This window comes from Sphingorhabdus sp., from assembly GCF_041737645.1.
GTDB lineage: Bacteria > Pseudomonadota > Alphaproteobacteria > Sphingomonadales > Sphingomonadaceae > Sphingorhabdus_B.
The window spans coordinates 17,312-37,588 of record NZ_JBGSRI010000038.1 but is presented as its reverse complement, the minus strand read 5'-3'; the positions used below and the strand labels follow the sequence as shown (position 1 = coordinate 37,588).

Annotated in this window: 21 protein-coding genes and 1 tRNA gene; 16 read left to right on the top strand and 6 right to left on the bottom strand. The window is 52.3% G+C overall.

Going from position 1 to position 20,277, the window contains the following annotated elements:
• The first annotated feature begins 111 nt into the window (after positions 1-111).
• Genes ACEW72_RS05955 through ACEW72_RS05945 form a run of 3 tightly spaced genes read left to right on the top strand, consistent with a single transcriptional unit; the run spans position 112 to position 4,401 of the window.
• Positions 112-807 carry a response regulator transcription factor gene (locus tag ACEW72_RS05955; protein ID WP_373475464.1) on the top strand — a complete coding sequence of 232 codons (696 nt, stop codon included), beginning with the start codon at positions 112-114 and terminating at the stop codon, positions 805-807.
• Positions 808-818: 11 nt separating this feature from the next.
• Complete coding sequence (locus ACEW72_RS05950; RefSeq protein WP_373475463.1) at positions 819-2,117, top strand: FecR domain-containing protein; 1,299 nt, start codon at positions 819-821, stop codon at positions 2,115-2,117.
• A gap of 43 nt (positions 2,118-2,160) precedes the next feature.
• Entirely contained in the window at positions 2,161-4,401 is a 2,241-nt protein-coding gene (locus ACEW72_RS05945) for a CHASE2 domain-containing protein (RefSeq protein ID WP_373475462.1), read from the top strand.
• A 222-nt stretch (positions 4,402-4,623) separates the two neighbouring features.
• Here ACEW72_RS05945 and ACEW72_RS05940 read toward each other — a convergent pair whose 3' ends face one another.
• Complete coding sequence (locus tag ACEW72_RS05940) at positions 4,624-5,166, bottom strand: hypothetical protein (RefSeq protein ID WP_373475461.1); 543 nt, start codon at positions 5,164-5,166, stop codon at positions 4,624-4,626.
• A complete protein-coding gene (locus ACEW72_RS05935; RefSeq protein ID WP_373475460.1) occupies positions 5,163-6,536 on the bottom strand; it encodes a class II 3-deoxy-7-phosphoheptulonate synthase in 1,374 nt (457 codons plus the stop codon). The genes ACEW72_RS05940 and ACEW72_RS05935 overlap by 4 nt, the downstream gene beginning before the upstream one ends.
• Before the next feature lie 289 nt (positions 6,537-6,825).
• On the opposite strand from ACEW72_RS05935, the gene petA reads away from it, so the two are divergent.
• The 7 genes from petA to ACEW72_RS05900 all read left to right on the top strand — a co-directional run bounded on the left by petA (position 6,826) and on the right by ACEW72_RS05900 (position 12,827).
• On the top strand, positions 6,826-7,479 hold the full coding sequence (gene petA / locus ACEW72_RS05930) for a ubiquinol-cytochrome c reductase iron-sulfur subunit (RefSeq protein ID WP_373475459.1): 654 nt from the start codon (positions 6,826-6,828) through the stop codon (positions 7,477-7,479).
• A gap of 14 nt (positions 7,480-7,493) precedes the next feature.
• Positions 7,494-8,789 carry a cytochrome bc complex cytochrome b subunit gene (locus tag ACEW72_RS05925; protein ID WP_373475458.1) on the top strand — a complete coding sequence of 432 codons (1,296 nt, stop codon included), beginning with the start codon at positions 7,494-7,496 and terminating at the stop codon, positions 8,787-8,789.
• A 19-nt stretch (positions 8,790-8,808) separates the two neighbouring features.
• The gene (locus tag ACEW72_RS05920; RefSeq protein WP_373475457.1) at positions 8,809-9,654 is read left to right on the top strand and encodes a cytochrome c1; all 846 of its coding nucleotides are present in this window, start codon (positions 8,809-8,811) and stop codon (positions 9,652-9,654) included.
• Positions 9,655-9,779: 125 nt separating this feature from the next.
• Positions 9,780-9,853: transfer RNA gene (locus tag ACEW72_RS05915), tRNA-Gly, on the top strand.
• 124 nt (positions 9,854-9,977) lie between these two features.
• The gene (locus tag ACEW72_RS05910) at positions 9,978-10,556 is read left to right on the top strand and encodes an EF-hand domain-containing protein (protein ID WP_373475456.1); all 579 of its coding nucleotides are present in this window, start codon (positions 9,978-9,980) and stop codon (positions 10,554-10,556) included.
• 127 nt (positions 10,557-10,683) lie between these two features.
• Positions 10,684-11,403 (top strand): response regulator, encoded by a 720-nt coding sequence (locus ACEW72_RS05905; RefSeq protein WP_373475455.1) that lies wholly within the window; start codon positions 10,684-10,686, stop codon positions 11,401-11,403.
• Positions 11,400-12,827: a sensor histidine kinase gene (locus tag ACEW72_RS05900; protein WP_373475454.1), complete on the top strand. Its 1,428-nt coding sequence runs from the start codon at positions 11,400-11,402 to the stop codon at positions 12,825-12,827. Before ACEW72_RS05905 ends, ACEW72_RS05900 begins: the two co-directional genes overlap by 4 nt.
• A gap of 268 nt (positions 12,828-13,095) precedes the next feature.
• Here ACEW72_RS05900 and ACEW72_RS05895 read toward each other — a convergent pair whose 3' ends face one another.
• Positions 13,096-14,211 (bottom strand): cell wall hydrolase, encoded by a 1,116-nt coding sequence (locus ACEW72_RS05895; RefSeq protein WP_373475453.1) that lies wholly within the window; start codon positions 14,209-14,211, stop codon positions 13,096-13,098.
• 145 nt (positions 14,212-14,356) lie between these two features.
• Positions 14,357-15,388: a glycosyltransferase family 2 protein gene (locus tag ACEW72_RS05890; RefSeq protein ID WP_373475452.1), complete on the bottom strand. Its 1,032-nt coding sequence runs from the start codon at positions 15,386-15,388 to the stop codon at positions 14,357-14,359.
• Between the two features lie 29 nt (positions 15,389-15,417).
• Between ACEW72_RS05890 and ACEW72_RS05885 the strand changes: the two genes are divergently transcribed.
• Genes ACEW72_RS05885 through ACEW72_RS05860 form a run of 6 tightly spaced genes read left to right on the top strand, consistent with a single transcriptional unit; the run spans position 15,418 to position 19,571 of the window.
• Entirely contained in the window at positions 15,418-15,879 is a 462-nt protein-coding gene (locus ACEW72_RS05885; protein ID WP_373475451.1) for a tRNA (cytidine(34)-2'-O)-methyltransferase, read from the top strand.
• A complete protein-coding gene (hemF, locus tag ACEW72_RS05880; protein ID WP_373475450.1) occupies positions 15,876-16,733 on the top strand; it encodes an oxygen-dependent coproporphyrinogen oxidase in 858 nt (285 codons plus the stop codon). Before ACEW72_RS05885 ends, hemF begins: the two co-directional genes overlap by 4 nt.
• 6 nt (positions 16,734-16,739) lie before the next feature.
• A complete protein-coding gene (locus ACEW72_RS05875; protein ID WP_373475449.1) occupies positions 16,740-17,327 on the top strand; it encodes a GNAT family N-acetyltransferase in 588 nt (195 codons plus the stop codon).
• Positions 17,324-18,001: a lipoyl(octanoyl) transferase LipB gene (gene lipB, locus ACEW72_RS05870; RefSeq protein ID WP_373475448.1), complete on the top strand. Its 678-nt coding sequence runs from the start codon at positions 17,324-17,326 to the stop codon at positions 17,999-18,001. Before ACEW72_RS05875 ends, lipB begins: the two co-directional genes overlap by 4 nt.
• Positions 18,001-18,291, top strand: a complete 291-nt coding sequence (locus ACEW72_RS05865) for a hypothetical protein (RefSeq protein WP_373475447.1) — start codon at positions 18,001-18,003, stop codon at positions 18,289-18,291. The genes lipB and ACEW72_RS05865 overlap by 1 nt, the downstream gene beginning before the upstream one ends.
• A complete protein-coding gene (locus ACEW72_RS05860) occupies positions 18,288-19,571 on the top strand; it encodes an NADH:flavin oxidoreductase/NADH oxidase family protein (RefSeq protein ID WP_373475446.1) in 1,284 nt (427 codons plus the stop codon). Before ACEW72_RS05865 ends, ACEW72_RS05860 begins: the two co-directional genes overlap by 4 nt.
• On the opposite strand, the gene fdxA is transcribed toward ACEW72_RS05860, so the two are convergent.
• Both fdxA and ACEW72_RS05850 read right to left on the bottom strand, forming a co-directional pair.
• Positions 19,568-19,906, bottom strand: a complete 339-nt coding sequence (fdxA, locus tag ACEW72_RS05855; protein ID WP_160353301.1) for a ferredoxin FdxA — start codon at positions 19,904-19,906, stop codon at positions 19,568-19,570. The genes ACEW72_RS05860 and fdxA overlap by 4 nt on opposite strands.
• 106 nt (positions 19,907-20,012) lie before the next feature.
• Positions 20,013-20,276 carry an RNA-binding S4 domain-containing protein gene (locus ACEW72_RS05850; RefSeq protein WP_373475445.1) on the bottom strand — a complete coding sequence of 88 codons (264 nt, stop codon included), beginning with the start codon at positions 20,274-20,276 and terminating at the stop codon, positions 20,013-20,015.
• Position 20,277: the final 1 nt, after the last annotated feature.

The following is a 20,277-nucleotide window of genomic DNA, read 5'->3' as shown; positions in this document are numbered from 1 at the left end:
AATGGTTGTAACAACCTTGGCCGGGTACTGGCGCACGGCACTATTTCCCTATAATCGGGCCCTTGAGGGACACTTATTATAAAAATAGTTCCATTGGGTAGGGCCAAGCATATGCGTGTTGTAATTGCCGACGACGAAACGGATGTGGTCGCATTTCTGAAATCGATTGTAGAAGAAATGGGCCATATCGCAGTCAGCTATGCGGATGGGAATATTTTGGCGCAGGCATTGATGCGCGAAACTTTCGATCTGGTCATATTGGACTGGAACATTCCGGGGAAAGACGGAATCGCCCTGTTGAAATGGATGCAGACCGCCCTGCCCGAACATCCGCCCGTCATTATGATGACCAACCGTTCGGCCAAAAATGACATCACCGATGCGTTAAACGCAGGCGCAGACGATTATATCACAAAGCCGGAAGACCGGTCGGTCGTTGCGGCCCGCATTAACGCGATGTTGCGACGCAATGCAGGTGCAGGCGCGTTTGATGCAGAGGCTGTGTACGGTAAATACCATCTCAACCGGCTGGACCAAAACGTCACGGTAAACGCGCAAACTATTACAATGACCGCCAAGGAATTTGAACTGGCGGACCTGTTTTTCCGGAACGCAGACCGTACTTTATCGCGTAATTACATCATGGAAACGATCTGGCGCACCAACGCCGTGCTGGCCACTCGCACGCTCGACATGCATATTTCGCGCGTGCGGGCGAAGCTTGATTTGCAACCCGAAAACGGATTTCGGATTTTTACCGTCTTCGGCTATGGCTACCGTCTGGAGACTTTAGCAACAAGCAACTGACGGGACAATTTATGCGGCCAACCATCAAACGGTTTGCAACAGCATTTTTCATTTTCATTTTTGGCCTTTGCGGAACAGCAACTGTCGCCGGGCAAGACGATGATCCGCCAATCCGCTATGTCGTCCGTAAAGGTGATACTTTGATATCACTTGGCGACCGTTATTTCAGGACACCGCAAAGCTATCGGATAGTCCAGCGTCAAAACAGGATCATCGACCCGCACAAAATTCCAGTGGGCAAGATACTCATCGTCCCGCGCAATTTGTTGAAGTATCGCCCTGCGGTGGCTGAATTGCTGTCCGTGCGCGGTCAAGTCACGAGCGGCGAAGGCAAATTGTCGACCGGGCAGAAACTGCCCGAAGGCACCGCCATCGAAACGGGCTCATCTTCCTTTGCTACGTTGGTTCTCGATGATGGCTCACGCATTTCCCTGCCATCAAACAGTGCGGTCCGCATCCGGCGGCTGCGAACTTATATTTTGGGTAATGTCCTTGATTATGACTTCGATGTGGCGCGCGGTGGAATTCGGTCCACGGTTGTAAAGCAAAAATCACCAGGTGACCGGTATCGGGTTCGCACACCAAAGGCGGTCTCGGCCGTTCGCGGGACAGATTTTCAATCGCGCTTCGATGCCGATAACCAGAATGATTTTGCCGAAGTCGTCGAAGGCGGTCTTGCCGTAAATGCAGGCGGTGGCAGCGAACGGTCGTTGCCCGCCGGAAACGGACTTTCGGTCAAAGCGGATGGCGGGGTGATCACCGAAACGTTACTGGCTCCGCCAGAATTGCGCGCGCCAGGTAAATTACAGTCGGACAAAATTGTACGCTTTGCCGCGTTGGCGAATCTTCCCATCCGCTACACCATCGCTGCGGATTCCGGCTTTATCGAACAGGTCGCGGATACCATTGCGCCAGATGGAAATGCAGAATTTGCTGATCTGCCCGACGGAAATTATTTCGTGCGCGCACGGGCCATTTCCGCAAACGGACTTCAGGGTATTCCGGCGACCTTCACCTTCAAACGTCGCATGAACAGCGTCACGGGCAGCGCCGGCAAGGAAGATGCAGGCTATATCTTTCGCTGGCGAGCCGAAGGACAGGGCACGCAAAAATTCCATTTTCAACTTTTCCGGAACGCCGTCGATACGATTGCAATGGTGGATGAAGCCGGTCTGGATACACAAATGATTACGTTGTCCGACTTGCCACCGGCCGATTATTTCTGGCGCGTGGCTTCGGTGCAATATATCGATAGCGAAGTCGTGATTAGCTGGACACCAATCGAGAAAATCACGGTATCGGCCCCTTGATTGTCGCGCCGAATTATCAGAGCGGTCACGGATAAGTGCCTCGGTGAATTTGCGGCTCCGCCTTGCGATCGAATGGGTGTCGATCGGGCTGTTTGCGACGTCAATAGTATGCGCCGCGCTTTTTTGGCGTGGAACGGCATCGTTCGACAATTTGCTCTATGACCGGCTAAGCGCCGTTCAGCGGCCGCAGGCGGATCGCGACATTTTGCTTGTCACAATTGACGACCGCAGTCTGGCCACCCTAGGCAAATGGCCGTGGGATCGGAACATCCACGCCCGTCTGATTTCAAAGATACAACAAAAGCAGCCGCGTGCCATTGCGTTTGACATATTGTTAAGCGAACCCGGCGAGCCGCAAGCTGACCGAAATCTTGCGGCCGCAATGGCATCAGGGCCCGCCGCAGTGTTTATTCCCCACCACTTCATTACGCCGGGTAATGATGGGCGTAACTATGATGCCGTGCTTCCGGCCCCTGTCTTTAGAACCGCAGCAAACGGTCTGGGGCACGTCAATATTCAATTCGACGATGATGGGATTGTCCGCCGAACCTCGCTTTGCTTCAAACCGGAGGATGGCGGCAAAGCCCTGCCTCATCTGATGACGCGGCTTTTGGAAACGCAACGAAAGGATGCGGCGAACCACCAGTGCGACGATGCCCTGCTGATTCCTTATGCAAAGCGCGGCAGTTTTGCCGAAATTTCTTACGCCGATATTCTGGATAATGATGTGCCGGACGCTTTGGTTCGCGATAAATATGTTATCATTGGCGCAACCGCCGCAGGAATGGGTGACAATTTCCCCACGCCAAATGGAGAAGGCGGCGTCCTGTCAGGGGTCGAAATAATGGCCAATATTTTGGCTGCTTCACGCCGCGATGACTTTGCCCAACCTTTGCCCGAACTATGGAATTACGCCCTTTCACTGGCCCCCCTGTGGCTGTTGATGATTGGCTTTTTGCGCTTTCGTCCCCGCGTCGTGCTGATCGCTTCACTGGCTTCGCTCGCGGGCATATTGGTCATCAGCGTTGGATTATTATCAAATCGCATCTGGTATCCGCCCAGCACCGCTATGCTAGGTATTTTAATGGTCTACCCGCTCTGGGGCTGGCGCCGGTTGCAAGCGATGAGTGACTTCATGGATGTTGAGCTGCGATCATTGGAGCAGACTGGCGAAGCCCGGCCCTTGCCGATCCCGCAGAATCCGGCAACCGACATGGTTGGACGGCAAAGCGAGGCCCTTGCCAGCGCGATAAACCATATGCGCGACCTGCGCCGTTTCGTGTCGGACACGCTGGCCGACCTGCCCGACCCTATGTTCGTGACAGACCCACAGGGGCGGGTAACCCTGACGAACAAATTGCTAGATGAACGTTTGGACCAGGATATCGCCGGCTGGTTACTGAACGACGCACTCGAATTGATGGTGATCGCAGAGCAACGCGCGAGCGTGGATGATTATATCGGTCAACCACAAGCGCGTGGTCAGGAATTTGTACGTTTTCTGTCACCGACCGGTCTGACCTTTGTGATGCGCCGCTCGGAAGTACGCAGCGATGCGGGCATTTTGCATGGCCATATCCACTATCTCACCGACATAACCGCCCTCGCCAAAGCTGAAGAAGATCGCGAGGAGGTGCTGCAATTATTGTCGCATGATATGCGCGCACCGCAATCGACAATCATTGCCTTATTGGACGGCCCAATGGATGCCGATGCCAGGAAAAGGATTGAACGCAACGCAAGGCGGACCATAGAATTGGCGCAAGACTTTGTCGAAATCGCCCGCATGGGGGAAAGCGATTTTGTCGGCGAAGACGTACTATTGGTCGATCTCGTTCGCGAATCTGCTGATAGCTTATGGCCACTGGCGCATGAACGCGGCATCAGCTTTTCATTCCACGACACCAGTGACAGCGCCTTTGTCTGTGCCGAACCTGATAGCCTGCATCGTGCGGTGTGTAATCTTATCGACAATGCAATCAAATTCAGTCCGGATAATTCCGTTATCCGGGTCGAAGTGTCCCGTCATGCCGGAGCGCACGTTGCCGTCGCCATTTCAGATCAGGGTTCGGGAATTGATGTGGACTTATTGCCAACATTATTTTCCCGATTTGCATCGGTCCGGCATCAACAGGGGCGCGTCCGGGGCGTGGGGCTTGGCCTTGCATTTGTCCATGCGGTCATCACCCGTCACAAGGGCATGGTTACTGCACAAAATGGAGAGAATATTGGCGCCCGGTTTACAGTCATTTTGCCGGAGGCAAAGGACCCGAAGGCGAGATAAAGCTTATCAATCCGGGCGCTGGGGCGTGGGGCTTACCGAAAATGTTATTTTTCCCTTGGCTGGTTGTGCAAGTATTTTCGCTAGAAGGAATAAGGGAATAAGGAAGAAGACGGCAACTCTTGCCGTACCGCACAACCTCTTATTCCTCTTTTCCTTTTTCCTTCTAGCGAAAAAATTGGCACGACATCGCAGTTCACAATCTACGCGAACAGACTCAAAAACCTATTCGACAGCGTTCCGCCGAACAAGGTAACTTCCGCGAGGCTTGCCCAAATCTGTCAAAGCCGTGTTGACCATAAATGGCAGCGCGTCTGTCAGGGGCATTTTGCAGTGATATTCCGCTACACGGCTGCGGTAAATTTCGATGCCGTCGCCGATCCTGGTCATTGTTAGCCCGAGACGAAATTCCTTATCCGCGCAGCTTTGCAATGGCTTATGGCGTTTGGCCGCGGACAGGTTTGCTTGTCCCGCGCTTGTCCCCAACGCCAATGAAGCATCGCGTGAATCAAGTGTGACTTGGAGCAAAAGACCCCCGTCTTGTGCAGGCGTAAATCCGCGTGAAACAAGGGCGTCCCGGGCAAGGGTATAAGCCTGTTTCAAATCGGCCGGCGCATCTTCGGCGGCTGCGCCACTAAAGGACTGGACATTTAATGCGCTCAATCCTGCGCTATCGATGCGCGTTTCGACGCCCGACGAGCAAGCCGATACCAACAGGGCGACACTTAAGGCACATAATGTATAGCGCATCGCGATACCAATGCTCACGCTGCTTGTCTGGCGCGTTCGTTCAGTTCCTGATTTAACATTTCAGCAAGCAAAAACGCCAGTTCAAGGGATTGTGCCGCATTCAAGCGCGGGTCGCAATGGGTATGGTAGCGATCTGCCAAACCTTCATCAGTCACCGCGACAGCACCGCCTGTGCATTCGGTCACATTCTGGCCCGTCATTTCGATATGGATGCCACCGCCAAAGCTACCCTCTGCCCGATGGACAGCGAAAAATCCGCGCACTTCGGCCAATATGCGTTCGAAGGGCCGGGTTTTGTAACCGCTGGCCGATTTCACCACATTGCCGTGCATCGGGTCGCATGACCAGATGACGGGATGGCCTTCCTGTTGCACAGCACGAATCAGCTTGGGCAGACCGCTCTCAACCTTGTCATAGCCATAGCGCGAAATCAGGGTTATCCGCCCCGCCTCCCGCGATGGATTCAACGTGTCGAGCATCCGTAACAAGGCGTCGGGTTCCAGGCTGGGTCCGCATTTAATCCCGATAGGATTGCCGATGCCGCGCAGATATTCGACATGCGCCGAACCTTCAAACCGCGTCCGGTCACCAATCCACAGGAAATGCGCCGAGGTGTCGTACCACCGGTCGGTCAGGCTGTCCTGTCGGGTCATCGCCTGTTCGTAGGGCAGCAGCAAAGCCTCGTGGCTGGTATAGAAACTCGTCCCTTTTATCTGCGGAACCGTTTCCGGTGTGATGCCGCACGCTTCCATGAACGCGAGAGCCTCACCAATGCGGTCTGCTGTTTCTTTGTATTTTTGCGCCCAAGGCGAACGCCCCATATAATCATGGGTCCACGCATGAACTTGCTGCAAATTGGCATATCCACCGTTGGAAAAGGCACGCAGCAAGTTTAGTGTCGATGCCGCCTGACTATAGGCACGCACCATACGCGCAGGGTCGGGTTCGCGACCGGCTGCGTTAAATTCGATGTCATTGATAATGTCGCCGAAATAGCTGGGGAGTTCAACGCCATCTATTGTTTCTGTGGGGGTGGAACGCGGCTTGGCAAATTGCCCCGCCATCCGGCCGAGCTTGACCACGGGTACCTTACCGGCAAAAGTCAGAACCACAGCCATCTGCAAGATGACGCGGAACGTGTCACGGATATTGTTAGGGTGAAATTCCGCAAAGCTTTCGGCACAGTCGCCGCCCTGAAGCAGAAATGCCTTGCCTTCGACCACTTTGGCAAGATCAGCGGTCAGGTTGCGTGCTTCCCCTGCAAACACCAGCGGCGGGTAATTGCGAAGCGTTTCTTCGGTCGCGGCAAGCGCGGCTGAATCCTGATATTCGGGCATGTGAATGCCCTTGGCGTTTCTCCAACTATCCGGCGTCCAATCCGTCGCCATGCCCACTACTCCAGCTTTAATCATTTCAAAGGGGCGCTCTTTAGGCTCATTTTCTATGCACTAGCAAGCAAAAGCGGCAATTTTCCGTCAGTTTCGCAATTTGCAACTGTGTCGTAAACTTTTAGTAGGATAACCGCCAAATTCCCTGTTGGCAAATTTGCAAAAAGACGTCTATCAGACCGGCTGAATCGCCCTGACAAAGAAGATGAAATTTCGTTCGATGTCAGGATATCATGGGGTTTCGACGGTATTGCGGGCATCACATCCGCGTCGGTAATAAGGGCAGCATATGGCTACGGTCAAAAAGACAACAGGCACTACTAGAGCTCCGCGGAAAAAAGCGTCTGAAGCTTCAGCCGAGTCAACAGCGACTGCGGCCGTTGCCTCTGCAGAAGATACAGGAACGCCCCACAGCGGCGACGAAGGCGTGCGCCGCCGCGACTTCATCCATATCGCAACGGTCAGCTTCCTCGGTGTCGGCGTAGCAGCTGTCGCAGTTCCCCTTGTGTCGCAAATGAGCGCAAGCGCAGATGTTCTCGCAATGGCCTCGATTGAAGTGGATGTGGCGTCAATCCAAACGGGCCAGTCAATCAAAACAAGCTGGCGCAAACAACCCGTTTTCATTCGTAACCTTACGGCCGAAGAAATTGCCGAGGCGAACAAGGTAAGCGTTGGTTCGCTTCGCGAGCCGCAGACTCTGGCCGAACGGACACAGCCGGGTAAAGAAAACTGGCTGATCACCCTTGGCGTCTGCACGCATTTGGGATGTGTCCCGCTTGGTGCGGCTTCGGGTGAAGTTAAAGGTGAGTATGGCGGCTATTTCTGCCCTTGCCACGGTTCGCATTATGATACCGCCGGTCGTATCCGCAAAGGCCCGGCTCCGCTGAACCTTCAGGTTCCAGAATATGTTTTTCTTTCCGACACAGTCGTGAAAATAGGTTGAGGAGCTAAGATAAGATGAGCTTCCCTTGGGCAAATGAGTATAAACCACAAGGCGTTGTGACAAAATGGGTAGACGAACGTCTGCCTTTGCCGCGCCTGGTTTATAATGCGATTGGTGCGGGCTATCCTGTGCCACGCAATCTGAATTATTTCTGGAACTTTGGCGTTCTCGCCGGTGTTGCTCTGGTTATCCAGATTGTAACCGGTATCGTCCTTGCCATGCATTATTATGCTAGCGTCGATGGTGCGTTCAATTCGGTCGAACATATCATGCGCGATGTGAATGCGGGCTGGTTTATCCGTTACGCACATATGAACGGGGCAAGTTTCTTCTTCATCGTCGTATATATCCACATTTTCCGCGGTCTTTTCTATGGTTCGTACAAAGCACCTCGGGAAATGATCTGGTTGCTCGGTGTTGTCATCTTCCTGCTTATGATGGCAACCGCGTTCATGGGCTATGTACTTCCTTGGGGCCAAATGAGCTTCTGGGGCGCGCAGGTTATCACCGGGTTCTTCTCCGCAATTCCTTTGGTTGGTGAGCCTTTACGGCAATTGTTGCTCGGTGGCTTTGCTCCCGATCAGGCGGCATTGAACCGGTTCTTCTCGCTCCACTATCTGCTGCCTTTCGTAATCGCAGGTGTAATCATCCTCCACGTTTGGGCTTTGCACATCCCCGGATCGTCAAACCCGACCGGCGTAAGCGTGAAGGGCGAGCAGGATACTGTTCCATTCCATCCTTATTACACGGCTAAGGACGGCTTTGGTCTTGGCGTTTTCCTGATTGGTTTCGTTGTCATCACGTTCTTCGCACCAAATCTGCTTGGTCACGCGGACAACTATATTCCTGCTAATCCGCTGTCGACACCGGCCCACATCGTTCCTGAATGGTATTTCCTGCCATTCTACGCAATCCTTAAGGCTTTCACCGTCAACTTCGGCATACCGTTCACGGGCATCGTACTTATCGAAGCAAAGCTGATGGGCGTGTTGGCAATGTTCGGCTCTATCTTGCTGCTGTTTTTCTTGCCTTGGCTTGACACTTCGCCCGTTCGTTCAGGGCATTATCGTCCGCTGTTCCGCAAGTTCTTCTGGTATGGCTTAATCCCCAGCTTGCTCGTTCTTACTTACTGCGGCGCGCAACCACCCTACACACAATGGGTTGTCTTGAGCCAGATTGCTTCCGCCTATTATTTCGCACATTTTTTAATCATCCTGCCAATTGTTTCGCGCATTGAACGGCCGCTTCCGCTGCCCAATTCAATTACCGAAGCCGTAACTGGCAAGCCGCTGCAAACAGCGACCGCATAAAACAGGGAAAGCCGCTACAATGGTTCGTTTAATAGCTTTTTTGGTAGGCGTGTTTTTCAGCGGAATGCTGGTCATCAGCCTTGCTGACACCGTCATAGGTGCGATCAAGGAACCCGCTGTTCCAACAGCGGAGCATGAATTCCACAAGACGCCGAAAGCGGTGAGTTTCGCACATGACGGTCCGTTGGGTAAGTTCGATACCGCACAGTTGCAGCGCGGGCTGAAAGTATATGCGGAAGTTTGTTCGGCATGTCACAGTCTTAGCCTCGTCTCTTTCCGCGATTTCGCGGCATTGGGCTATGACGAGGAACAGGTTAAGGCCATTGCAAAAGGTTGGAAAACCGAAGTTCCTTCAATCAACCCCGAAACCGGGGAACCTGCAACCCGTCCCGCTATTCCTGCGGACAGAATTCCTTCGCCTTTTGCGAACGAAGTTGCTGCGCGCGCTGCAAACAACAACGCGTTACCGCCTGATCTTTCGTTGATTACCAAGGCGCGTGCGAATGGCCCTGCTTATGTATATTCATTGCTGACTGGTTATGAAGATGCCCAGCCTGCGGAACTTTTGGAAAAGTTTCCTGATGCCAAGACGCCTGACGGATTGAATTATAACCCGTATTTCGCAAACCTTAACATCGCAATGGCATCACCATTGGCCGCTGACGATCAGGTGACTTACGATGACGGCACCAAAGCCACACAGGCGCAAATGGCCAAGGACGTTTCCGCATTCCTGACGTGGACGGCAGAACCCAAGATGGAAAACCGGAAAAGTGCGGGTTGGGCCGCTCTGGGCTTCCTCATCATTTTCACGGTCTTGGCCTGGATGTCATACAAGAGCATTTGGGCCGAAAAGAAACATTGATAAGCCCGTTGATATTTCAAAATTCAAAAGGGGCCGCGATTTGCGGCCTCTTTCTTTGCAATCGCCCCGTTGACGACGGCGCAACTTGCTGGCAATAGCGGCCCGTTCATTGCTCAAACCAGAGCGCGGGTATAGCATAGTGGTAATGCACTAGCCTTCCAAGCTAGCTAGAGGGGTTCGATTCCCCTTACCCGCTCCAAATTCCTCACTTTGATACACATTGCGACAATGCAGCCATTGCGCTGACAAAGCATTGCGACATATTCTATCTATAAATTGCTCATCCGGTCCGTTGGCCGGACATGAAGACAAGGAAACATGAGATGGATAATAGCAAGATTGTTGGCGCGATTTTAGCGATTTCGCTAACTTCAGTGGCGCTCTATGCTGCGCCCGGTGTCACCACACAGCAGGACGGCGACAAAATTGTGACTAAGGCAGATGCGATATCTGCTGCCGATGCACGCTTTGCTAAAATGGACGCCAATAACGACGGTCAATTGAATGAAACCGATCGAACAGCGATGATGAAGAAACATTTTGCTGAAATGGACGCCGACAAAAATGGCGCGATCAGTGAAGCCGAGTTTATAACTGCGTCCCGGGCCCGTGCCACAATGCGCGGTGACCGCCATGCAAAGCGAATGAAACGAACCGGACCACATGATGGCCATGTAGGCATGGGCAAAGGCCATAGTGGACCAAATGGTGGCGGAATGAAAATGCTGGCTATGGCAGATACCGATGGCGACAAATCAGTAACGCAAGCCGAATTCCGCAAGGCCGCTGAAGTCCGATTTGCCAGAGCCGATAACAATAATGATGGTACCATTTCGGATACCGAACGCAAATCAATGCGAAAAGATCGCTGGTCGCGCCAAACACCCCCTGACACAAAGTAGAACACTTAATTGGCCAGGTTATTACTTAATGTTGTTATGACCGTGCCGACATTTGGCCGGCGGAGTTTCCCCTTCCTCCACCGGCCATTTAGCGTGCTTCACGGCAAGAGCTATAGCAACTGCACCTATGAATAAGTCCCGCCCCCACCTCTTGCTCGTTGATGACGAACCCTCAATTCGAGAGCCACTTGGCAAGTATCTTGAGCGCCAGGGATTTCGCATAACAGACGCGGCCGACGCATCAACGGCCCGGTCTGCCTTGCTTTCTTACGATATCGACCTTGTGTTGTTGGACATCATGATGCCCGGCGAAGATGGGCTTAGCCTTTGCCGCCACATCTCGGCCAACGACGGCCCGCCAGTCATTTTGTTGACCGCAAAATCTGAGGAAACAGACCGGATTGTAGGACTGGAGATTGGCGCGGATGACTATGTCGTCAAACCATTCTCGCCGCGTGAATTGGTGGCCCGCGTCAAAGTAGTTCTGCGCCGGGTTTCTTCGGGTAAACCGAAATCGGATCGGATGGGAGAACGGTACAGCTTCGCTGGTTGGACATTAAACAGTGTGCAGCAAACCTTGCACGACCCGCAAGGCGTACTTGTGCCGCTTTCATCGGGCGAACACAGAATGTTGGAGGCGCTGGTCAGCCGCGCTGGACAGATACTTTCCAGAGACCATTTACTGGATTTAACACGCGGTCGTGAAGGTGGCCCTTTTGATCGAGCGATCGACAATCAAGTCAGCCGTTTGCGACGAAAGATTGAAGCGGAGCCGAAAGATCCGCAGCACATCAAAACTATTTGGGGCGGCGGATATCGGTTCTCAACAGAGGTAAAACGGTTATGATTCCGGAGCGGATCGCCCGTTTTTGGCCACGAAACCTCTATGGACAAATATTGCTGGTGGCGGCGTCTGCGTTGCTTGTCGCGCAGATGATCAACGCGACCCTGCTCATGATGGGCGTTCGGAATCGCGCCGCTTCCGAAACAGCCGCGATGGTCGTAAGTCGTGTCACAAACCAGATCGAACGCTTGGAAGCCGAAGGCACACCAATTGCTCAGCGAGACCAGTGGTCAAAATTGGGTCGGCCCCTGAAACGTGGCCATCAAAAGCGTTATTCCCCCGTCGCGATTGGGCTATATAATGGACCCGTCATAATCGAAAGCGCCAGCGAACAGCATGAATTGACGGAACGGGCGCAGGAGTTCCTGAGTCAGGGGGATATAGCCCTGACAAATGTGAAAATTTTCTCAGCTCCTGTGCATTTGTTGCCCGCACAGCTACGCGAACCGCCATTGCGACGCTGGCAAGCTGGCCGGTTTCGATCACCCGATCATCAAAAACCCAAAACAGCCATATTGTTGTCAGCGCGCTTACCCGACGGCAGATGGATCAACGCAGCAGGCCTGGTTCGACCTTATGAAAATGCTTCGGTCATCGCACTTCTGTTGCAGACGCTTACGCTTTTCATCGCAGTTATGATACCGCTGGCGCTGGTGGCTCGCAGGATCGCAAATCCCCTAAACCAGTTAACGGCCAGTGTTCAGAAGTTTGGATTGTCTAATGAAATCAATGAACTTCCCTCTGCTGGACCCGACGATGTCAGGCAATTGATTGAGGCATTTAACGCCATGCAATCTCGGGTATCTACGTTGTTGGGCGAAAAGGATGTGATGCTAGGTGCCATCGGGCATGACCTAAAAACGCCTTTGGCGGCCCTTCGTGTTCGCATTGAATCAGTCGAAGATGAGCCGGAACGGGAGAAAATGGCATCGACCATTGATGAGATGGTTACGATTCTGGATGACATATTGACACTTGCGCGGCTCGGCAAGTCGGGCGAAACAGCACAGTCTGTGGATATAGGCGCTTTAGTGGAAGCTATCGCGCAAGAATTTGATCCAGTCGAATATCGCGTGCCGGACCATCGCTTTATCGCCACTATTCGTCCGGTACTAGTACGTCGGGCGCTTCGTAATTTGATCGACAATGCAATCATTTATGGGAAAATAGCTCGAATTGAGATTCTCGAGAAAGCGGGATCCATTGAAATTATCATTAGCGATCAAGGAAGCGGAATTGAAGCATCCTTGATCGATAATATGTATGAACCGTTTACCCGAGCAGAAAAATCACGCAGCAGGTCCACAGGCGGTTCTGGCCTCGGTCTGACTATCTCCCGCGCTATAGCGCGCGCGCACGGCGGGGATCTTGTTCTTATAAATCGCGAAGAAGGCGGATTAAAAGCCACATTTTCAGTCAAAAAGTAACTGTCGGCCTCCGGTCGCGTGGATGTGGGATCGCGTCCGGAGGCCGATGTTTTATGACGTGATGGGTTGAACCCTTCAACGCCTGCCGACCACGCAGAAAGCCATTTCAGATGGACCAGTATCGCGGCTTGCGCCGCTCAAGAAATGGCTGTCCAACCGGTCTAACAAGTAAAACGGCAGCTTCGGTCCTAAGTTTATCAATTTTTGAAAATTATTTCATACCACTCAAATCCAGTTGCAAACCGGAAAGTGGACGCACCAAAAAAACTTATCCTATTGGTTGCGATTTCCATGAACCGCTGTTTTGATATTCCGGTTTCACGTTGGTCGCTTGCGGTAAATTATCTTTTGTTTCAGACATACTTTCAAATTTTGAAGGAAGTTCCTGCGAATAATCCGGATGAAAATAAACAGCTGCTGCGGTTGTGCGTGCTGCCGATTGCGCCTGCTGTTCAGCCAACAGTCGTGCCGCTGCAAATTCTTTTTCATATCTTTGTTGCAGTATTATAGGGTCAAGATCATCAGTCGCCGATGCCTGAAGTGATCGCGGCTTGGGACCAGGAAATGGTTCAATGCCTGCATGTGTCCTGAAGAAAGCTGAAAAACGACCAGCATTACCTTTCCAACTGTAAAAACGGTGGGCGCCAATGGTTGAAACAAAATTCAAGCTGGGTGCCCAATAAGGATATACGTACGTCGCGTGATAATGCGTAGCCATGCCGACCGGCGCATATACGTAACCCGCCAAAGCTTGCGCCGCGACATTTTGGGCGCGCTGCCAGGAAATTCTGGCTGGCACGCGTGCCATTGAGCCATCGCAGCTGTAACTAAATTGACACCCTGTGGCCCGCTCTGACCCTTGATAGATTACACCACACACACTGTTGGGAAATGTCGGGTGCCGCATCCGGTTCAATATAACCTGGGCAACAGCACGCTGCCCTGCATCAGGTTCATTCGCCGCTTCATAATAAATGGCATCCGACAGACATTTCAATGCACGATTATGCTCAACGGTCCCCGCACGAAGCATAAAAGGCCGCGCCGCATTTTCGGAAGGAATGGCTAGCTCGCCTTTTTGCGAGATATCGGGCAAATCTGATACCACCGGAACAGCCGCAGCCTCGTTATCGAGATAAAAAAAGGCAGATCCTGGAAAATTCTCGTTCGGCAATTCAGCGTGCCATTTCAACTGAATGACCTTTGCATCGCCTTTTGATGTTCCAAATGGTGCTATTTGGGCAACCGAAGGCACTAACGCCAACAAAGCAAATGCCAAAAGAACCAGCACAATCTCCCGTGTACCAATCAAGCGTCGATGTGGAACATTGCGAATTCGTCCTTTTTGCGGAGAGCTCGCTTCATTGATGTGTTCATGTATCATGAGGTGCTTTGCAAAAACGGCGTAAAAGGGCGTGACAGACAGCGCCATTACATGAAATCTGTGCAGTCTGCGCCTGCGTATTTCGCGCTGTGCCAGCGTGGGACGCCAACCTCTGAACTTGTTAATTGTTGTAAAATATACTCTGTTATGAACTGCTTATAACAAGACCAGCGACCGCAGATGCGAGGATAAGTGCACGCAACATACGACCTTTTCGACCGAGTCGTAAGATAGTCCGAACCACCCCATCAAAGCTTTCGCCGGCCCGGACTTGCTGCACCATCATGTTAAAGTCTGGTCCCTCAAGCATTTCATTTGAATAACGCAACCGTTCAACCACTTTACGCCTTACAAATGCCGATGCGCCCGCCTGATCAAATAGCTGATCAAGTTCGTCATGTTGCGGCAAACAAGGCCTACCATCAAACAAGCTGCTATGACCATCGCACCGTCTAATATAGTCCAGCCACGCAACGGCAGCGGCCTTTGCTTGTTCGCCCGCATGTTTCTGGCTAATCTGTTGCGGACTACGACGGTACAGCAATAGCCGGTCTGGCAAGTTACATATATCGGTTATCAAGGCAGCGCGTAGCCATAAGTCATAATCTTCCGCATGACGAAAAGCGGCGCGATATCCCCCCAATTCGCGGATAATGGCCGTACGCATCATTACCGAGGGATGGCAAACGGGAGGACCGTTTTTTAGCCAGTCACTCGCAGCCGATGGAGAAAGCGGATATTCCTCTGTTGCCTTTATTATTAGGCCTTCTTCGTTCAAATCATGGGTATTACTGCCCAATACCCCGATTTCAGGATTGGTCCGCATGAATGCGACCTGCTTCGAAAAGCGGTCAGGCATAGCGATGTCATCGCAATCCATTCTTGCAAGCAACGGCGCACGCGCTTCCGCCACAAGCTCGTTCAGGCTAAAAACCAACCCCCGGTTTTCACGCTCGATTAGCCGAATACGGCTGTCGGCAGCAGCAAGATTTTGCAAAATCTCCGAACTGCCATCGCTAGATCCATCATTAACAACCAGAAATTCAAAATCGTCAAAACGCTGCTGTAAAATGGATTGGATGCTGGCGTAGAGATACGGCGCGCCATTGTAGACGCTCATAATTACGGAAACGGTGGGCGCTGTTGCCATCAGCACCACATAAGCGCTAATCGTCACAAATTCGTTTCCAGCAGGCAGGATTTTCTATGCGTATTGCGCTATTTCAACCAGATATCGCCGGAAATGTGGGAGCGATATTAAGGATATCGGCTTGTTTTGGCGTACCATGCGATATTATCGAGCCATGCGGCTTTGCCTTTTCGGATCGTGCTTTGAAGCGCGCAGGTATGGACTATGCGGCCAAAGCCATACTGGCTCGCCACGCCGACTGGTCAGAATTTAGAGGTTCGATCGCGCCATCAAGGCTGGTGCTTATGACAACAAAGGCGTCAGTGTCGCTGACGTCTTTTGAATTTCGGCCCGATGACGTTTTACTGATGGGGTCGGAAAGCCAGGGCGTTCCCGCCGAAATACACCAGCTTGTGGATGCCCGCGTGTATATTCCCATGCGCCCTGAATTTCGTTCCTTGAATATTGCGGTATCGACTGGCATCGCTTTGGCAGAGGCCTTAAGACAAACAAATCAATTTCCGGGAGAAGATGCGTGACACTCACCCTAGACACCCGCCAGCAGGCTGCGCGTGCATGGTTTGAAACACTGAGAGACCGGATTTGCGCTTCATTTGAAGAAATTGAACGAGAAGCCGGTTCGGATTCAGAATTTGAATATACCCCATGGGATCGGACCGACCATGGCGGTTCGCCTGGTGGTGGCGGTGTGCGCGGTGTTATGAAAGGCAAGGTTTTCGAAAAAGTCGGTGTCAATGTATCGACCGTTGGCGGCAGTTTTAATCCGGAATTTGCCAAAACCATTCACGGTGCCGCCGAAGATCCGACTTTCTTTGCAACCGGAATCAGTCTCGTCGCGCATATGTCCAACCCGCATGTTCCCGCCGTACATATGAATACGCGCTACCTGTTCACCACCAAAAGCTGGTTTGGCGGCGGAGCAGACCTAAATCCGCCGATTCCTTATGAAGAGGATACCGCAGATTTCCATGCACGACTGCGTGCGGCATGTGCGCCTTATGGTCCTGAAGTCTATGAAAAATATCGCGCATGGGCTGAAGATTACTTCTGGATACCACATCGGGGCGTTCATCGCGGCGTTGGTGGCATATTCTACGATCATCTCGAAAACAGCAGCGACGCGCTATTTGAACAAAATTTCGCTTTGACCCGCGATGTTGGTGAGGCATTTCTGGATATATTCCCCAAGCTGGTACGCCGCCGGATGAACATGGAATATACACCAGAGCAAAAGCAGGCCCAGCGGCGGTGGCGCGGTCTATATGCAGAATTTAATTTGGTATATGACCGGGGCACAACCTTTGGTTTGAAAACCGGCGGTAATGTGGATGCTATATTGATGAGTCTGCCTCCGGAAGTGGTTTGGGACTGAGACTTTATGCCTTTTAAACCCATTGATCCCGGATTCATTGGTACCATCGTCACATCATTGGAAATGCTGCACCGACCACCTTTGCGCGCTCAACCCATTTCGGACTTGAGCCTTGCGCGATGGGAAAATCCGTCTGCCGAAAAATATCGGATGCTGTATCGCCGGGTAGGTGAGCCTTGGCTCTGGTGCTCCCGCCTAACCCTAGATGAGACCGCGCTTTGTGAAATTATACATGACCCGCAAGTCCGCATTTGGGCCGTTATCGATAAACGCGGGGTTGAATTGGGTATAATTGAATTGGATTTCCGGGTTAAGGAGGAATGCGAAATTTCATTCCTTGGCCTTGTGCCAGAACTTTCCGGCAAAGGTCATGGCAGGTGGCTGATGACCATGGCGTTGCAGTTCGGGTGGAGCGAACCAGGTGTTGCCCGTATGTGGCTGCATACCTGCACGCTCGACGCACCAAACGCGCTTGCATTTTACATGAAATCGGGTTTTGTACCCTTTCAGCGGCAAATCGAAACCTTTGCTGACCCCCGACTGTGTGGCCTGATAGATCGCCACGCCGCGCCTCAGATTCCATTAATTCCATGAACGTCACTTGGGAAGTTACGGAGGGCCTTACTCCTTATCCGGACGCAGTAACCCGCATGGAATTACTGCAAGCCGACATCCGGGAAAAAGGCGCGCGGGAATTGGTGTGGCTGCTCGAACATCCTCCCTTGTATACAGGTGGAACGAGTGCGGACCCTGCAGAGCTTCTCAGTCGACAATTTCCGGTTTATAATAGCGGCCGCGGCGGACGATATACCTACCACGGTCCGGGACAGCGCGTTGGCTATGTCATGTTGGATCTTGCGAAACGGGGCAAAGATGTGCGGTGCTATGTTCATGCCTTGGAAGGCTGGGTAATTGACGCATTGGCGCAGTTCGATGTGCGCGCACGAAGGGCCGAAGGGCGTATCGGTATTTGGTGCGACACGCTCGGCGGACAAGAGGCGAAAATCGGTGCAATTGGCGTGCGTATCCGACGCTGGGTTACAATGCACGGCTTTGCAGTCAATATTGCTCCTGATCTTAGCCATTTTGCCGGAATTGTTCCGTGCGGCATCGCGGAATATCCTGTCACCAGCCTCGCCGAGCTGGGGATCAAAGCATCGCTTTCAGAATTTGACGCGGCCTTGTTTTCGACTTTTCCGAGATTCCTTAACACCGTTGCCGATGTATCGGACGCATTTTGCGATTCACTGCCGCCTGAGGAGATATAATGATGCGTACCAACTACATAGTCGCAGCTATTTTAATTCTGGGTTTATCGGCCTGTAGTGACACCAAAGAAGACAAAAAGGTTACCGAAACGCGCGTGGACGATTTGGAAAATCTCGAAGGGACAATTAGCGACGATATAATAATCACAGACACCTCAACCGATGAAGGCCCATTAGAAGCTGCACCGCCTGTGGAGGTAAAGGAAAACGCTAAGTCTGGAGAGAAGCCAGAGGAGAATGCAGACGTACCTGCGCCAGAAGTCGCAGTTGAAAAAGCAGCAACCGAATGAAACTGGCCGATCCTTTGTCATTGCCATGCGGCGCGCAACTGCCAAACCGCATCGCTAAAGCGGCCATGACCGAAGGGCTTGCCGATAAAGACGGACAGCCAACCCCGGAGCTGGAAAAGCTGTATGGAATTTGGTCGGATGGCGGCGCTGGGTTGCATCTGTCGGGTAATATCCAAATCGATCGCGATCACCTGGAACGGCCCGGCAATGTCATAATTGACAGGATGCCTACGCCAGAAATGCGCGAAGCACTAATGCGCTGGACGGCAGCCGCGACAAGGGGTGGCAACCATTTCTGGGCGCAGATCAGCCATGCGGGTCGGCAGACTATGAAACCTGTCAATCCCCGCCCAAAAGCGCCGTCTGCAGTCAAACTGGTCTTGCCGGGGGGCCAATTCGGCGTACCAGTTGCCCTGACTGAAACAGAAATTCTTAATTTAATCAGCCGTTTTGGCCAGGCTGCTCAGATATGCAAAGAAGTCGGCTTTACAGGTGTGCAAATCCACGCGGCGCATGGATATTTGATATCCCAGTTTTTAAGCCCGCGCAGCAATCTTCGCGAAGATCGCTGGGGCGGCAGCCTTGAAAATCGAGCTCGTTTCCTGATGTTTACAATCAATACGGTACGTCAGCTGGTTGGACCTGCATTTCCTATATCCGTCAAACTTAACAGCGCAGATTTCCAAAGGGGCGGTTTTGCTTTTGAGGAAAGTATCCAGGTTGCTCGCTGGCTACAAGATGCTGGCGTCGACCTCATCGAGATTTCGGGCGGCACATATGAACAGCCTAAATTGCTCGGTATCGAGGGGTTGGAGGCAGCAGAACCTCAAAATATAGCCGAGACAACACTCGCTCGCGAAGCCTATTTCGTGGATTTCGCCAAAGCTATGAAAGACGAGCTGTCTATACCGCTCATGGTTACAGGCGGCTTTCGGAGTGCGTCAGCTATGGAGCAAGCACTCAAGACGGGTGCAGCCGACGTTATCGGCTTGGGCCGCCCACTTTGTGTGCTTACTGATGCACCGAAAAGACTTCTGAGTGGTATGGCGATATTACCAAAAACCGAAACGCAGCTGGCGTTGCTGCCGGATTGGCTCGCAGGATTACGTAAAATAAAGCTGATCCGCGCCATTGATGGGTTCGCGGTGCAATATTGGTATTATAGCCAAATCTATGCCTTGGGTCGCACGGGCCGAACCAATTTGGAAATGTCTGTCTTTTCCGCGTTGCGCGAGGTCGAAAAATACCAAAAGAACTGGTTGCGAGAACGAAGGTCTTAGTCGCCCTCACCAGGATCTGCTGAGAAATATTTATCGAATTTTCCTTCTTCGCCTTTATGCTCATCGGCGTCAGCAGGTGGTTCCCGGCTGCTGGTAATGTTCGGCCATTCCGCACTATAAGTTGCGTTAAGTTCAAGCCATTGCTCCAGTCCACTTTCAGTGTCGGGCAAAATGGCTTCAGCAGGGCACTCTGGCTCACATACGCCGCAATCGATGCACTCGTTCGGGTTGATGACGAGCATATTGTCGCCTTCGTAGAAACAATCCACCGGACACACTTCAACACAATCCATGTATTTGCAGCGGATGCAGGCATCGGTAACAACATAAGTCATCGGTGGAATTCTCCCAAACGCAGCGGCGGGTTGTCCGCTTCACTGTCCCTGCCTATTGTCAGATGCAGGGTCAAGTCAACGCAGTTATGCGTCTTTGTGCAAATTTTTAATCGATGAGCTGATAGCACGACTTTGCCTCCGCTGCGGGACCACGGCGCAAAGGCATAGAGAGTAGCTTAAAAGTTACTGCCCCTTCGCCTTGAGGCAATGTCACAATATCGCCGATACAAACGGCAGCGCTGCCCTTTTCGATCCTGCGCCCGTTAACCCGGATATGCCCTTCGTCAGTCCAGCTATGGGCCAAGCTGCGGCTTTTCGCGATCCGCAGAAAAAATAGCAATTTGTCGATGCGGATCGCAGTCATCGGCATG

What these genes read in the sequence shown, in the direction of transcription:
- ACEW72_RS05885 (WP_373475451.1), top strand. Translation starts at nt 15,418, where the DNA reads ATGCGTATTGCGCTATTTCAACCAGATATCGCCGGAAATGTGGGAGCG.
- ACEW72_RS05950 (WP_373475463.1), top strand. Translation starts at nt 819, where the DNA reads ATGCGGCCAACCATCAAACGGTTTGCAACAGCATTTTTCATTTTCATT.
- ACEW72_RS05875 (WP_373475449.1), top strand. Translation starts at nt 16,740, where the DNA reads ATGCCTTTTAAACCCATTGATCCCGGATTCATTGGTACCATCGTCACA.
- ACEW72_RS05920 (WP_373475457.1), top strand. Translation starts at nt 8,809, where the DNA reads ATGGTTCGTTTAATAGCTTTTTTGGTAGGCGTGTTTTTCAGCGGAATG.
- ACEW72_RS05860 (WP_373475446.1), top strand. Translation starts at nt 18,288, where the DNA reads ATGAAACTGGCCGATCCTTTGTCATTGCCATGCGGCGCGCAACTGCCA.
- ACEW72_RS05910 (WP_373475456.1), top strand. Translation starts at nt 9,978, where the DNA reads ATGGATAATAGCAAGATTGTTGGCGCGATTTTAGCGATTTCGCTAACT.
- fdxA (WP_160353301.1), bottom strand. Translation starts at nt 19,906, where the DNA reads ATGACTTATGTTGTTACCGATGCCTGCATCCGCTGCAAATACATGGAT.
- ACEW72_RS05850 (WP_373475445.1), bottom strand. Translation starts at nt 20,276, where the DNA reads ATGCCGATGACTGCGATCCGCATCGACAAATTGCTATTTTTTCTGCGG.
- ACEW72_RS05925 (WP_373475458.1), top strand. Translation starts at nt 7,494, where the DNA reads ATGAGCTTCCCTTGGGCAAATGAGTATAAACCACAAGGCGTTGTGACA.
- ACEW72_RS05865 (WP_373475447.1), top strand. Translation starts at nt 18,001, where the DNA reads ATGATGCGTACCAACTACATAGTCGCAGCTATTTTAATTCTGGGTTTA.
- ACEW72_RS05955 (WP_373475464.1), top strand. Translation starts at nt 112, where the DNA reads ATGCGTGTTGTAATTGCCGACGACGAAACGGATGTGGTCGCATTTCTG.
- ACEW72_RS05900 (WP_373475454.1), top strand. Translation starts at nt 11,400, where the DNA reads ATGATTCCGGAGCGGATCGCCCGTTTTTGGCCACGAAACCTCTATGGA.
- ACEW72_RS05905 (WP_373475455.1), top strand. Translation starts at nt 10,684, where the DNA reads ATGAATAAGTCCCGCCCCCACCTCTTGCTCGTTGATGACGAACCCTCA.
- ACEW72_RS05935 (WP_373475460.1), bottom strand. Translation starts at nt 6,536, where the DNA reads ATGGCGACGGATTGGACGCCGGATAGTTGGAGAAACGCCAAGGGCATT.
- ACEW72_RS05895 (WP_373475453.1), bottom strand. Translation starts at nt 14,211, where the DNA reads ATGATACATGAACACATCAATGAAGCGAGCTCTCCGCAAAAAGGACGA.
- lipB (WP_373475448.1), top strand. Translation starts at nt 17,324, where the DNA reads ATGAACGTCACTTGGGAAGTTACGGAGGGCCTTACTCCTTATCCGGAC.
- petA (WP_373475459.1), top strand. Translation starts at nt 6,826, where the DNA reads ATGGCTACGGTCAAAAAGACAACAGGCACTACTAGAGCTCCGCGGAAA.